Origin of the sequence: Streptomyces cathayae (assembly GCF_029760955.1) — a bacterium.
Taxonomy (GTDB): domain Bacteria; phylum Actinomycetota; class Actinomycetes; order Streptomycetales; family Streptomycetaceae; genus Streptomyces; species Streptomyces cathayae.
This window is the reverse complement of the sequence record NZ_CP121682.1, coordinates 352,712-365,869: the sequence shown is the minus strand read 5'-3', so window position 1 is coordinate 365,869 and position 13,158 is coordinate 352,712. Positions and strand designations below refer to the sequence as shown.

Below are 13,158 nucleotides of genomic sequence, written 5' to 3'. Positions count from 1 at the left end.
GGAAGGTCGAGGGACCACACCGATCATGCACGAAGGGCACTCGCCCGCGGCCGACGGGGGCGGATCAGAGGCCCGCCGCGTGGTCGGGGACATAGGTCTGGAGGTCACGTGACGGACGCTGGTATCCGGTGGACGGCGGGCGCTCCGGCAGCTCGATGACCGGGGGCACCACCTCCTGGTAGGGCAGGGTGCTCAGCAGGTGGGCGATCATGTTCAGCCGCGCGCTGCGCTTGTCGTCGCTCTCCACGACGTACCACGGCGCCTCGGCGATGTCGGTGTGCACCAGCATCGTGTCCTTGGCACGGGAATAGGCCTCCCAGCGGGTGAGCGACTCCAGGTCCATGGGAGACAGCTTCCAGCGCCGCAGCGGATCCTCCAGCCGCCTGCGGAAACGGGCCTGCTGCTCGGTGTCGCTCACCGAGAACCAGTACTTGCGCAGCAGGATCCCGTCCTCCACCAGCATCCGCTCGAAGATCGGGCACTGGCGGAGGAAGAGCCGGTGCTCCTGCTCCGTGCAGAAGCCCATGACATGTTCGACGCCGGCACGGTTGTACCAGGACCGGTCGAACAGAACGATCTCGCCGGCGGCCGGCAGATGTTCCACGTAGCGCTGGAAGTACCACTGGCCGCGCTGGCGTTCGGTCGGTTTGGGCAGGGCCGCGATCCGCGCCACGCGCGGGTTGAGGTGCTCCGAGATCCGTTTGATGGTGCCGCCCTTGCCGGCTGCGTCCCGCCCCTCGAAGACGACGACCAGCCGGGCTTTTTCCGTCCGCACCCACTCCTGGAGCTTGACCAGTTCCGTCTGCAGCCGCAGCAGCTCGCTCTCGTACACCGCACGGGACAGCTTCACCGTCTTCTTGTCGGCCATGCCGCCTCCCACCGTCCGGTGACCCGTGCCGCCGACGGCCGGGTCACCTCGTCCAGGTCGGGCACCGGAACACCGGAACACCAGAGCGCCACCGTACTGACCGGCGACGGAGCGTGCACCCGGCAGGCCGGCCCGCGGGGCTCACAGCAGGGTGCGCCAGTAGGACCAGAAACGGGTGAGGACGAGTGCGGCGATCACGCCGTACCAGGCGCCGAGCAGCATCCAGTGGGTGTCCCGGACCACGGCCGGCACTCTTCGGGGCGCGGGGAGGATCCCCCGGTCCAGGCAGTGCACGGTGACGTACCAGAAGAGGGCGATGGTGACGGCCCAGACCACGACGCAGTAGGGGCAGAGCTTGTTGAGTTCGTACAGCGACTGGACGATCAGCCAGTGCACGAAGACCACCCCGGCCAGCGCCCCGGCGCCCAGCGCGAGCCAGAGCCCCCGGTGGAGGCGGGCACCAGTGAGGACGGCGACACCCAGCACGGCGACGGCGGCGAACGCGCCCAGCCCGAGCAGCATGTTGGGGAAGCCGAACAGGTTGCCCTGCGGGCTGGACATGACGCTGCCGCAGCTCACCACGGGGCTGATGTCGCACGCCGGCCGGTGGGCCGGGTCGATGAGCGACCGCCAGTCGTCCACGGTGAGCTGGAAGGACGCGAGCCAGCCGACGAGCCCGGTGACCAGCAGCACCAGACCCGTCCGGCGGCCGGCGCCCACCGTGCGCGGGGGCCGGACGGCGGCGGGATCCGCCGCGGGGGAGGGGGCGCTCGTGTTCATGAGGCCGGCCGGGAGCCGGAGCGCGGCCGGATCCGCCCGGCGCCGTCGGCCGCGGCCCGCACGGCCGCCGTCGACGCGTTCCTGCGCCGGTAGACCAGGTACGGCCGGACGAGGTACCCGACCGGCGCGCTCCACACATGGACGAGACGGGTGAACGGCCAGGCCGCGAAGAGCAGGCAGGCGGTCAGGGCGTGCAGTTGGAAGAGCAGCGGGGCGCCGGTGATCGCCTCGGGCTTCGGGGCGAGGGTGAACAGGCCCCGGAACCAGACGGAGACGGTGGAGCGGTAGTCGTGACCGGGGCCGAAGACGTTGTGCGCGGCGGTGGCGGCGATGCCCAGCAGGACGGTGGCGGACAGCAGCGGGAAGAGGAGCTTGTCGCTGCGGTCGGTGCCGAGCCGGATCCGCCGGCTCAGCAGCCGCCGGGCGCACAGCATGCCGAGCCCGGCGACCATGGCGACACCGGCCACCGAGCCCGCCCAGACGGCCGTGACGTGGTACGTGTGCTCGTCGATGCCGACGGCCTCGGTCCACGAGGCCGGTACGGCGAGCCCCACCACATGCCCGGCGATCACCATGAACGCGCCCAGGTGGAACAGCGGGCTGCCCCAGCGCAGCCAGCGGTGTTCCAGGAGCTGGCTGGTGCGCGAGGTCCAGCCGAACTGGTCCTGCCGGTAGCGCCACACGTGCCCGACCACGAACACGGCCAGGCAGACGTACGGAACGGCCACCCACAGCAGCAACTCGGGGCCGCTCACGGGGGAAGAGGCGGCGACGGTGAGGGACAGGGCGTTCATCGGCGGCCTTCCGTACGGCTCGGCGGGGTGACGGGCGGCGTGAACGGCGGGGTGACGGGCGGGACCCGGGTCGGGGCGGCGGGCGGCGGGGGCACGAAGGTGCCAGGAGGGGCGAACTCCCCCTCCCCGTACGTTCCGTAGGGGTCGAGCCCGACCTCCTCGTTCGGCGGGCCCTCGGCGACCAGCCGGGCCACCGCCGCCCGGTCCTCCTCGGTGGGCGGCGGCAGCAGCGTGAGCAGCGCCGCCAGCACATGCCGGTACGGGGAGCCGGCGTCGGTCAACGCCCGGTGGATCAGCTCCAGTCCGCGCCGGTGCTGACGCAGCGGCGCCTCGCCCGCGCCGGTGCCCACGAGGGCGGCGAACTCCAGCACGACCGGGAGGTGGTCGGGCAGTTCGCCTCCGTCGGTGTCCCAACCGGCCGCCCGGTAGCGCTGGTTCAGGATCAGCAGGGCCATCCCGCGGCGGCGGGTGTCGCCGTGCAGGTAGTAGGTGAGGTAGAGGCTGCTCTTGCGGCGCAGGTCGAACATCTCGACGTAGTGGCGCTCCAGGGCATCCGGTTCCTGGGCGGTGAGCCAGGCCGTGAAACCGGCCAGGTGCCCGGCGGCGGGCGACGCCGGCAGCGCGGCCACCGTGGACGTCAGCACCGGCCGGGTGGTGGCGAGTTCGGCGTCCGGGTACTGCAGCAGCAGTGAGCACAGCCGCAGCAGCAGTGTGCGGGCCTCGGCCTCCTCGGGCGTGAGCCGGCCCCGACGGCCGGGGGCGGTCCGGTCCGGGCGGCGTACGGCGGCCCGGACACGGGCGCGGACCAGGGCGGGGACACCGGCGGGCAGTGGGTTCACGGGAGGTCTCCGGAGTTCTTGCGGCGCAGGGTGGGGATGCCGAGCAGCACGCGCCGGCCGTCGGTGCCCGCCGGGTCGCCGGAGGACTCGACCGGGCAGCGGTTCTCCATGGCGGTGAGCGCGGCGGCGTCCTCCTTGTGGGCGGCGGGGACGACGTAGCGGTCCTCGTACTTGGCGACGGCGAGCAGCCGGTGCAGGTCCTCGGCCTCCTGCCCGGTGAGGCCGACGGCCTTGACCACGGCCTCGTCGCCCTCCTCGCCCAGGGTGCGCCCGCGCATGTACGAGCGGAGCGCGGTGAGCTTCATCAGGACCCCGCCGACGACGTCGGTGTCCCCGGCGGTGAACAGCTCCGCCAGGTACTCCAGCGGGATGCGCAGCCGGGTGACGGCGGCGAACACGTGGTCCGGGTCGTCCTGATCGCCGCCGGCCGCGTCGACCGCGTCGAGCACCGGGGAGAGCGGCGGCACGTACCAGACCATCGGCAGGGTGCGGTACTCCGGGTGCAGCGGCAGCGCCACCTTGTACTTCGACACCAGGGCGTACACCGGGGAGCGGCGGGCCGCCTCCAGCCAGTCCTCCGGGATGCCCGACTCCCGTGCCGCGGCGACGACCTCGGGGGCGAAGGGATCGAGGAACACGTTCCGCTGGGCGTCCAGCAGGTCCTTCTCGTCGGGCGTGGCCGCCGCCTCGCCGACCCGGTCGGCGTCGTACAGCAGCAGACCGAGGTAGCGCAGCCGGCCGACACAGGTCTCGGAGCAGACGGTGGGCTGGCCGGCCTCGATGCGCGGGAAGCAGAAGGTGCACTTCTCCGCCTTGCCGGTGGCGTGGTTGACGTACACCTTCTTGTACGGGCACGCCGTCACGCACATCCGCCAGCCGCGGCACTTGTCCTGGTCGACCAGGACGATGCCGTCCTCGACCCGCTTGTACATCGCGCCGGACGGACAGGCCGACACACAGGCCGGGTTGAGGCAGTGCTCGCACAGCCGGGGGAGGTGGAAGAGGAAGGTCTGCTCGAACTCGAACCTGACCTTCTCGGCCCACTCGCCCGACAGGTCGGGGTCGCGGCCGGCGTTCTCCGGGGCGCCGCCGAGGCCGTCCTCCCAGTTGGCGCCCCAGGTGATCTCGGTGGGCTTGCCGGTGATCACCGAGCGGGGCCGGGCCACGGGCATGTCGGGTCCGGCGGGGGCGCTGATGAGGTTGTCGTAGTCGTAGGTGACCGGCTCGTAGTAGTCCTCCAGGGACGGCAGGTCGGGGTTGGAGAACAGCGACAGCAGCCGCTTGACCCGGCCCCCGGAGCGCAGCACCAGCCGGCCGCGCCTGTCGAGCGTCCAGCCGCCCTTCCACTGCTCCTGGTCCTCGTAGCGGCGGGGGTAGCCGACACCGGGCTTGGTCTCGACGTTGTTGAACCAGGCGTACTCGACACCGGTGCGGTTGGTCCACGTCTGCTTGCAGGTGACCGAGCAGGTGTGGCATCCGATGCACTTGTCGAGGTTCATCACCATCGCGATCTGGGCCATCACGCGTCCGACAGTGGCTTCGCCACGGGGCATGTCAGTACTCCACTCGCTGGCTGCGGCGGCGGATGACGGTGACCTCGTCCCGCTGGTTGCCGGTCGGGCCGTAGTAGTTGAAGGCGTAGGTGAACTGGGCGTAGCCGCCGGCCAGATGGGTGGGCTTGAGCAGCAGCCTCGTCAGCGAGTTGTGCATGCCGCCGCGCTTGCCGCTGACCTCGGTCTTCGGCACGTTCACGTTGCGGTCCTGGGCGTGGTACATGTACACGGTCCCCTCGGGCATCCGGTGGGTGACCACGGCCCGGCAGGCGACCACGCCGTTGCGGTTGTACGCCTCGATCCACTCGTTGTCCTTGACACCGATCTTCTCGGCGTCCTCCAGGGACATCCAGATGACCGGACCGCCGCGGGACAGGTCGAGCATGTACTTGTTGTCCTGGTAGTTGGAGTGGATGGACCACTTCGAGTGCGGGGTCAGATAGCGGACCGTGACCTCCGCCCGGCCGTCCTCGCGCAGTTGCTCGTCGCCGTAGTGCCGCGGGGTGTTCAGCGGCGGGCGGTAGACGGGGAGCTGTTCACCGAGTTCGGTCATCCAGTCGTGCTGGACGAAGAAGTGCTGGCGGCCGGTGAGGGTGTGCCACGGCTTCTTGTGCTCGGTGTTGATGACGAACGGGGAGTAGCGGCGCCCGCCGGACTCCGAGCCCGACCACTCGTAGGAGGTCATCACCGAGCGCGGCCGGCTGCGGGTGTCGGCGAAGGTGATCCGCTCGGCCTCGCGTTCGGAGGCGAGCTCCACCAGACCCTTGCTGCCGGTCTGCCGTTCGAGCTCGCGGAAGCCCTCGGTGGCCAGGCGGCCGTTGGTGGTGCCGGACAGGGCCAGGATCGCCTCGCACATGTCGGAGGCGGTGGCCAGCGAGGGCCGGCCGGCGCCCACTCCGTCGCGGACGGTGCCGCAGCGGTGGCGCAGGTCCTCGATCTCCCGGTCGGGGTGGACGGTGACGCCCTTGGTGGTGGTGCCCAGGGTGTCGAGCAGCGGGCCGATGGCCCGCATCTTCTGCCCGGTGGCCGCGTAGTCCCGCTCGACGACCACCAGTTTCGGCATGGTGCGCCCCGGGACCGGCTCGCACTCGCCGGTCTTCCAGTCCTTCACCACCCCTCCGGGCTGGGCGAGTTCGTCGGGGGTGTCGTGCAGCAGCGGCACCGCGAGGACGTCGGTCCGCTTGCCCAGGTGCTCGGCGGCCAGCTCGCTGAACCGGTCGGCGATGGTGAGGAAGGTGTCGTAGTCGGTGCGCGCCTGCCAGGGCGGGGCGATGGCCGGGGTGAAGGCGTGCACGAAGGGGTGCATGTCCGTGCTGGACAGGTCGTCCTTCTCGTACCAGGTCGCGGCCGGCAGGACGACGTCGGAGAGCAGACCGGTGGAGGTCATCCGGAAGTCCAGGGTGACCAGCAGGTCGAGTTTACCCTCGGGCGCCTCGTCGTGCCAGACCACCTCCCGCGGGCGCCCCCCGGGCGGGGTCTCCTCGGAGCGGACGGCCGCGTCCGCGCCCAGCAGATGCCGCAGGAAGTACTCGTTGCCCTTGCCGGAGGACCCCAGCAGGTTGGCCCGCCACACCGTCAGCACCCGCGGGAAGTTCTCGGGCGCGTCCGGGTCCTCGGCGGCGAACTTCAGCCGCCCCGCCTTGAGTTCGTCCACGATGTGCTCGGCGACCGGGCGGCCCCGCGCCGCGGCCTCGTCCGCCAGGTCGAGGGGGTTGCGGTCGAAGCCGGGGTGACCGGGTGTCCAGCCCAGCCGCACGGCCTGTGCCAGGCAGTCGGCGAACGTCCTGCCCTCGAGCTTGCCCTTGCCCAGCGGGGAGGCCAACTCGTCCGCCCCGAACGCCTCGTAGCGCCACTGGTCGGAGTTGAGGTACCAGTACGAGGTGCCCGTCATGTGCCGGGTGGGCCGCTGCCAGTCGAAGGCGAAGGCGAGGTGCTGGAAGCCGGTGAGGGGGCGGACCTTCTCCTGGCCGACGTAGTGCGCCCAGCCGCCGCCGTTGACGCCCTGGCAGCCGGTCATCGTGGTCAGCGCCAGGAACGCGCGGTAGATGGTGTCGGAGTGGAACCAGTGGTTGGTGCCGGCCCCCAGCGCGATCATGGAACGGCCTTTCGTACGCTCCGCGTTGCGGGCGAACTCCCGGGCGATCCGGGCCGCCTGCTCGGCGGGCACCGAGGTGACCGTCTCCTGCCAGGCCGGGGTGTAGGGCCGCGAGGCGTCGTCGTACGAGGACGGCCAGTCGCCGGGCAGCCCCGGGCGCTCGACACCGTACTGGGCCAGCATCAGATCGAAGACGGTGGTGACCCGGCGTCCGCCGATCCTGTGGACCGGCACCCCGCGCACCATGCTCGAACCGCCCTCGGTGGGACCCTCGTCGAAGCGGGGCAGCGCCACCGTGGCCCGCTCCCCGGCCCGCTCCAGCAGGCTCAGTTCGGGGACGACGTCGCCGAGGTCGAGGTTCCAGCTGCCCGCGCCGGACTTCGCCCAGCGGAAGCCCAGGGAGCCGTTCGGGACGACGGGCTCGCCGGTGGCGGAGTCCAGCAGGACCGTCTTGGAGTCGGCGTTCTCGTAGTTCTCGGCGTTCTCGTCCTCGCGCCCCAGGTCGGCGGCGGTCAGGAAGCCGTCGGGCACCAGGTCGTCGCCGTGCTCCCGCAGCGTCACCAGGAACGGCGCGTCGGTGAACGTGCGCAAGTAGTCCTGGAAGTACGGAACCTCGCGGTCGACGAGGAACTCGCGCAGGATCACGTGGCCCATCGCCATGGCCAGCGCACCGTCGGTGCCCGGGTGCGGGGACACCCACTCGTCGGCGTGCTTGACGTTGTCGGCGTAGTCCGGGCTGACGGCGACGATCTTGGTGCCGTTGTAGCGGGTCTCGGTCAGGAAGTGCGCGTCGGGCGTGCGGGTGACCGGGATGTTGGAGCCCCACATGATCAGGTAGCCGGCGTTCCACCAGTCCGCGGCCTCCGGCACGTCGGTCTGGTCGCCGAAGACCTGCGGGGACGCCACCGGCAGGTCGGCGTACCAGTCGTAGAACGACAGCAGGGTGCCGCCGATCAGCGACATGAAGCGGGAGCCGGCCGCGAACGAGGCCATCGACATGGCCGGGATCGGCGAGAAGCCGACCACCCGGTCCGGACCGTGCTGTTTGACGGTGTGCACATGCGCGGCGGCGACCAGTTCGGCCACCTCGTCCCAGTCGGCCCGCACCAGACCGCCCTTGCCGCGTGCCCGCTTGTAGGCGCGGGCCTTCGCCGGGTCGCCGGTGATCTCCGCCCACGCCGCCACCGGGTCACCGAGCCGCCCCCGGGCCTCGCGCCACATCTTCAGCAGCGTGCCGCGCACATACGGGTAGCGGACCCGGCTGGGGGAGTAGGTGTACCAGGAGAACGACGCCCCGCGCGGGCAGCCGCGCGGCTCGTACTCGGGGCAGTCCGTGCCGATCGACGGGTAGTCGGTGGCCTGGTGCTCCCAGGTGATGAGGCCGTCCTTGACGTACACCATCCACGAGCACGAGCCGGTGCAGTTCACCCCGTGGGTGGAGCGCACCACCTTGTCGTGCGACCACCGGTCCCGGTAGAACCCCTCCCACCGGGGGTCGCCCTCGCCGAACACGGCACGGCCGTCGGCCGACACCTCACGGCGCGTCAACAGCCGACGGGCCGCAAGAGGCCAGTCATGGGCGGTACGTGACTCCCGCGGCCCTGCGTTCTGATCGTTCTCCATGCTCAGGAACGCTAGGCGGCAGTGATCTCCGCGCACCTGGGTCCGGCGGCCCCCACCGCCGGACCTTCCGGCCCCCTGCACCCACCCCTGACAGGGACCAACGGCCCTGCCGGAGAAGCCCGTCGGCCGCTGCCCCGGCCACGGCGCCGGGGGGATGCTGACGGCGACCGAACCGGAGGTATCCCGTGCACGACCACATCGACCGTCCCCGAGACCGCGCCGGTACGCCGAGGAGGGCCGAACGGTGAGCGCCGCCGCGGAGACGGCCGACCGGGCAGCCGTCCGCCGTCAACGGCACGACGCGGGGGAGCGGCCGTTCATCGTCATCTGGGAGTCCACCCGGGCCTGCCCGCTGGCCTGTCTCCACTGCCGTGCCGAGGCCGTGCCCGACCGCGACCCGCGGGAGCTGGACACCGCAGCCGTGTGCGACCTGCTGCGGCAGGTGGCCGCCTTCGGACAGCCCGCCCCGCTGTTCGTGATCACCGGCGGTGACCCCTTCCAGCGCCCCGACCTCACCGAACTCATCACGTACGGCAGGCAGATCGGGGTCCGGGTCGCCGTGTCCCCCTCCGGCACCCCCACCCTCACCGAGGAACGGCTGCGCGAACTGCACGCGGCCGGAGCCGTCGGACTCTCCCTCAGCCTCGACGGGTCCACAGCCGGACTCCACGACGACTTCCGGGGCGTGCCGGGGGTGTTCCGCTGGACCCTGGACGCCTGGGACGCGGCCCGCGCCCTCGGCATGAAGGTGCAGGTCAACACCACGGTCGCCCGGCACGATCTGCACGACCTCCCCGACATCGTCCGCCTCGTCGCCGAACACGGCGCGATGCTGTGGAGCGCCTTCTTCCTGGTGCCCACCGGACGCGGCCGCGCCCTGGGCGCACTGACGCCCGGCGAGGTGGAGGACGTCCTCAACTTCGTCTACGACATGGGCCTGACCGTGCCCGCCAAGACCACCGAGGCCCACCACTTCCGTCGTGTCGCGCTCCAGCGTCTGATCCTCGCGCGACGCGGGGAGGACCATGTCGGGGCGCTCGGACTCGGCCCGCTCTACCACGAACTGCGGGGCCGTGCCGCAGTGTTGGGGCTGGACGCCGGAGTACGCCGGGCGCGCCGCCCACCGCTGGACGTCAACGCGGGCCGCGGGTTCGTCTTCGTCTCGCACACCGGCGGCGTGCACCCCAGCGGCTTCCTCCCGCTGGGCGCCGGCACTGTGCGCGAGACGCCGCTGACCGAGATCTACCGGACCTCGGACCTGTTCACCGGGCTGCGGGACGCCGACCGGCTGGGCGGCCGGTGCGGGCAGTGCGAGTTCCGCCGGGTCTGCGGCGGCTCACGGTCCCGGGCCTACGGCGTCACCGGCGACCCGTACGCCGAGGAGCCGTGGTGCGGTTACCGGCCGGGCTCGTTCCCGTACCAGCGGGAGCTGGCCGAACTGCTGACCGCCGGCCCCCGGGGCGGGCAGCCCGCAGCCCCCCGCCCCACTGCCGCCCCGGACGGCGAGGAGCACCGTGCACGGTGAGCGGTACGCCCCGGACACCGACGGCGGCGGCCGCACGGACCGTACGGCACGGCGGCCCGCGCTGTGGGGCACCGTCGCGGGCACGGTACTGACCGTGCTGGCCGTACTGGTCGCCAACAGCGGTGGAAACACCGGCGGTTCGCATGTCGCCGCCGGAACCGCGGCCGGTGCCACGAAAGTCGTCCGCACCGTCGCCGTGACCCTGACCGACATGCGGGTCCGGCCGGACCGCATCGAGGTCGCCGCGGGCACCGCACTGCGGCTGAAGGTCACCAACACCGATGCCCAGCGGCACGACCTCGAGGTGGAGGACGGCCCCACCACCCCGATGCTGGCCCGGAGCGACAGCCGTGTGCTCGACCTCGGCCCGGTCACCGAGGACCGTGAGGCGTGGTGCACCCTGCCGGGCCACCGGGCGGCCGGGATGACCCTGTACATTGCCGCCGTCGCCGTCGCCGTCGCCGCTGCCGCCGCCGTCGACGACGGCTTCGGCGGGGACGGTGGCGCAGACGCGGAACACGACGGCCGCACGGCGGCCTCCGGCTCCGGCACGGAGGACGGCCCCGACCTCACCGCCGGGTTCTCCGCCGGCTGGCGGCCCCGCCCCGCCGACCTGGCCCCCGCACCCGGCAAGACGGTGCACCGGACGGAACTGCGCGCCGCCCGCACCGACGTCGAAGTCGCTCCCGGCGTGACACAGCGGATGTGGACCTTCGGCGGCACCGCGCCCGGCCCCACCCTGCGCGGCAGGATCGGCGACGTCTTCGAGATCACCCTGATCAACGACGACCCGGGCATGGGCCACGGCATCGACTTCCACGCCGGCTCCCTCGCCCCCGACGGGCCGATGCGCACCATAGAGCCCGGCGAGCGCCTGGTCCACCGCTTCCGCGCCGAGAAGGCCGGCGCCTGGCTGTACCACTGCAGCACCGCGCCCATGCTCCAGCACATCGGCAACGGCATGTACGGCGCCGTGGTCATCGACCCGCCGGGGCTGAGGAAGGCCGACCACGAATACGCGCTGGTCTCCTCCGAGCTCTACCTCGGCACGCCGGGCAGCGCCGCCCAGGTGGCGAAGATGCGCCGGAACGAGCCGGACGCCTGGACGTTCAACGGGGTCGCCGCCCAGTACGCCGAGCGGCCCCTGAGGGTGCGGGCCGGTGAACGGGTCCGGTTCTGGGTGGTCGCCGCCGGGCCGAGGAACGGCATCGCCTTCCACATCGTGGGCACCGTCTTCGACACCGTGTACAAGGAGGGCGTCCTCCTGCTGGGCCCCGGGGATCCGGGCGGCGCGCAGGTACTGGACCTGGCTCCGGCGCAGGGTGGTTTCGTCGAGACGACGTTTCCGGAGGCCGGCCACTACTCCTTCGTCGATCACGACATGCGCCACGCCGAAGCGGGCGCGCACGGCACCGTGGAGGTGATCGGGTAGTGGACACCGTCGGCTGGTGGTCCCTGGTCCGGTTCGCGCATGTGGCGGGCGCCGCCCTGTGGGTCGGCGGGCAGCTGGCCCTGTCGCTGGTGGTCCTGCCGCTGGCCCGGCGGCTGCTCGCCCCGGAGGCCAAGGACCGTTTCACCGCCGCGGCCGGCCGCCGCTTCGGGATGCTCACCGGCGCGGTCTTCCTGCCCATGCAACTGGCCACCGGATGGGCCATGGCCCGGCACCGGGGCGTCACCTGGGCATCCCTCGCCGAGCCCGGCCACGGCCGCACCCTCGCGGCCAAACTCGCCCTGTTCGCCGTGGTGATGCTCGCCGCGGCGGGCCATGGGATCGCCCACTCCCAGGGCCGCACGGAGACGGCCCGGACCCTGGCGGTCGTCGCCCTGGTCGGCTCCCTGGGCGTCGTCCTGCTCGCCACCGCCCTGCCGGTCACCTGACCCCTCACGAGAACCGGGCCACATGGCCCGCAGCGTGGGGCCGGTCAACCCTCCTGCCGGAGCGGGAGCACGGCGCAGAGTGGACGGAGCGGAGGGGACACTCCGCGAGGAGCCGTTGCGAAGGAGCCGTGCCGTGACGCAGACCCGGGAACTGGATGCCACCGCCGTTCATGACCTGCTGGCCGCGGCGGTCGCGGCCCCGTCGATCCACAACACCCAGCCCTGGCGGTTCGGCCTGGACCCGGACAGCAGGACGATCCAGGTCAGGGTCGACCGCCGGCGGAAGCTGCCGGCCGCCGATCCCCACCTGCGCGCCCAGCACATATCGGTGGGCGCGGCCGTCTTCAACCTCCGGGTGGCCGCGGAACGCCTGGGCTGGGTCCCCGTCGTCCGGCTGCTCCCCGCCGCGGACGATCCGGACCTGCTGGCCACGGTGCAGCTGGTCGGGACCACCCCGGCCGGGCAACTGCCCCTGTCCGGCCTGTACGAGGCGGTCGAACGCCGGCACACCAGCCGGATGCCGTTCACCGGCCGTCCGGTACCGGAGCCGATCGCGGCCGAGATGATCAGCGCGGCCCGCGTCGAGCGGGCCCAGCTGGACGTCCCCGACATCATCGGCACCCGGCGCCTGCTGCACCTGACGGCGGCCGCCGAGTCCCGCAACGCCGCCGACCCGGCGAGCACCGGTGAGATGCGCACCTGGATCTCGCCCCGGGGTGAGAACGCCCCCTACGGCATTCCCCTCAGCGCCCTGGGGCCGCGGGACGCGGCCGGCCGGATGCCGGTCCGGGACTTCGACGGTGTGCTGCGTGTGCCGCGGCTGCCGGCCGTACGGTTCGAGCGCCACGCGCAGGTGGCCCTGTTGTGGACCCCCCACGACCGGCCGGAGGACTGGCTGAGGGCGGGGCAGGCCCTGGAGCGCGTGCTGCTGACGGCCACCCGGCACGGGGTGCGCACCTCGATGCTGCACCAGGCGATGGAGTGGCCGGACCTGCGGGCGGCCATGGCGGGACCGCGGCGGCGGTGCTGCCCGCAGCTGCTGATCCGCTTCGGGTACGGCGCCGGCGGCGGACGTACTCCCCGGGCCTCGGCCTGCCCCCTCCCCGGCCCATGACCTGGGCCTGACGGGTGGCCGCTCCGTCGAGCCGGGACCGGCGCCGGGACCGGGCAGGGACCGGGCAGGGACCGGGCAGGGACGTTCGG

Annotated in this window: 10 protein-coding genes; 4 read left to right on the top strand and 6 right to left on the bottom strand. The window is 72.5% G+C overall.

The window, feature by feature from the left end:
• Positions 1–64: 64 nt before the first annotated feature.
• The 6 genes from ppk2 to PYS65_RS01670 all read right to left on the bottom strand — a co-directional run bounded on the left by ppk2 (position 65) and on the right by PYS65_RS01670 (position 8,552).
• Positions 65–868, bottom strand: a complete 804-nt coding sequence (ppk2, locus tag PYS65_RS01695; RefSeq protein WP_279331904.1) for a polyphosphate kinase 2 — start codon at positions 866–868, stop codon at positions 65–67.
• 141 nt (positions 869–1,009) lie between these two features.
• Positions 1,010–1,648, bottom strand: a complete 639-nt coding sequence (locus tag PYS65_RS01690) for a vitamin K epoxide reductase family protein (RefSeq protein WP_279331903.1) — start codon at positions 1,646–1,648, stop codon at positions 1,010–1,012.
• A complete protein-coding gene (narI, locus tag PYS65_RS01685) occupies positions 1,645–2,442 on the bottom strand; it encodes a respiratory nitrate reductase subunit gamma (protein WP_279331902.1) in 798 nt (265 codons plus the stop codon). Before narI ends, PYS65_RS01690 begins: the two co-directional genes overlap by 4 nt.
• Positions 2,439–3,281 (bottom strand): nitrate reductase molybdenum cofactor assembly chaperone, encoded by an 843-nt coding sequence (narJ, locus tag PYS65_RS01680; protein ID WP_279331901.1) that lies wholly within the window; start codon positions 3,279–3,281, stop codon positions 2,439–2,441. Before narJ ends, narI begins: the two co-directional genes overlap by 4 nt.
• Positions 3,278–4,834, bottom strand: coding sequence for a nitrate reductase subunit beta (gene narH, locus PYS65_RS01675; protein ID WP_279331900.1), 1,557 nt, complete (start codon positions 4,832–4,834; stop codon positions 3,278–3,280). The genes narJ and narH overlap by 4 nt, the downstream gene beginning before the upstream one ends.
• Before the next feature lies 1 nt (position 4,835).
• On the bottom strand, positions 4,836–8,552 hold the full coding sequence (locus PYS65_RS01670) for a nitrate reductase subunit alpha (RefSeq protein ID WP_279331899.1): 3,717 nt from the start codon (positions 8,550–8,552) through the stop codon (positions 4,836–4,838).
• A gap of 244 nt (positions 8,553–8,796) precedes the next feature.
• On the opposite strand from PYS65_RS01670, the gene PYS65_RS01665 reads away from it, so the two are divergent.
• From PYS65_RS01665 to PYS65_RS01650, 4 genes are all read left to right on the top strand, one after another.
• Positions 8,797–10,077 (top strand): TIGR04053 family radical SAM/SPASM domain-containing protein, encoded by a 1,281-nt coding sequence (locus PYS65_RS01665; protein ID WP_279331898.1) that lies wholly within the window; start codon positions 8,797–8,799, stop codon positions 10,075–10,077.
• A complete protein-coding gene (locus PYS65_RS01660; protein ID WP_279331897.1) occupies positions 10,067–11,509 on the top strand; it encodes a multicopper oxidase domain-containing protein in 1,443 nt (480 codons plus the stop codon). Before PYS65_RS01665 ends, PYS65_RS01660 begins: the two co-directional genes overlap by 11 nt.
• Positions 11,509–11,955 (top strand): hypothetical protein, encoded by a 447-nt coding sequence (locus tag PYS65_RS01655; RefSeq protein ID WP_279331896.1) that lies wholly within the window; start codon positions 11,509–11,511, stop codon positions 11,953–11,955. Before PYS65_RS01660 ends, PYS65_RS01655 begins: the two co-directional genes overlap by 1 nt.
• 133 nt (positions 11,956–12,088) lie before the next feature.
• Entirely contained in the window at positions 12,089–13,069 is a 981-nt protein-coding gene (locus PYS65_RS01650; RefSeq protein WP_279331895.1) for an Acg family FMN-binding oxidoreductase, read from the top strand.
• Positions 13,070–13,158: the final 89 nt, after the last annotated feature.

Excerpts from the sequence above, each read along its gene's own strand:
- narI (WP_279331902.1), bottom strand. The coding sequence starts at position 2,442 with ATGAACGCCCTGTCCCTCACCGTCGCCGCCTCTTCCCCCGTGAGCGGC.
- ppk2 (WP_279331904.1), bottom strand. The coding sequence starts at position 868 with ATGGCCGACAAGAAGACGGTGAAGCTGTCCCGTGCGGTGTACGAGAGC.
- PYS65_RS01690 (WP_279331903.1), bottom strand. The coding sequence starts at position 1,648 with ATGAACACGAGCGCCCCCTCCCCCGCGGCGGATCCCGCCGCCGTCCGG.
- PYS65_RS01670 (WP_279331899.1), bottom strand. The coding sequence starts at position 8,552 with ATGGAGAACGATCAGAACGCAGGGCCGCGGGAGTCACGTACCGCCCAT.
- narH (WP_279331900.1), bottom strand. The coding sequence starts at position 4,834 with ATGCCCCGTGGCGAAGCCACTGTCGGACGCGTGATGGCCCAGATCGCG.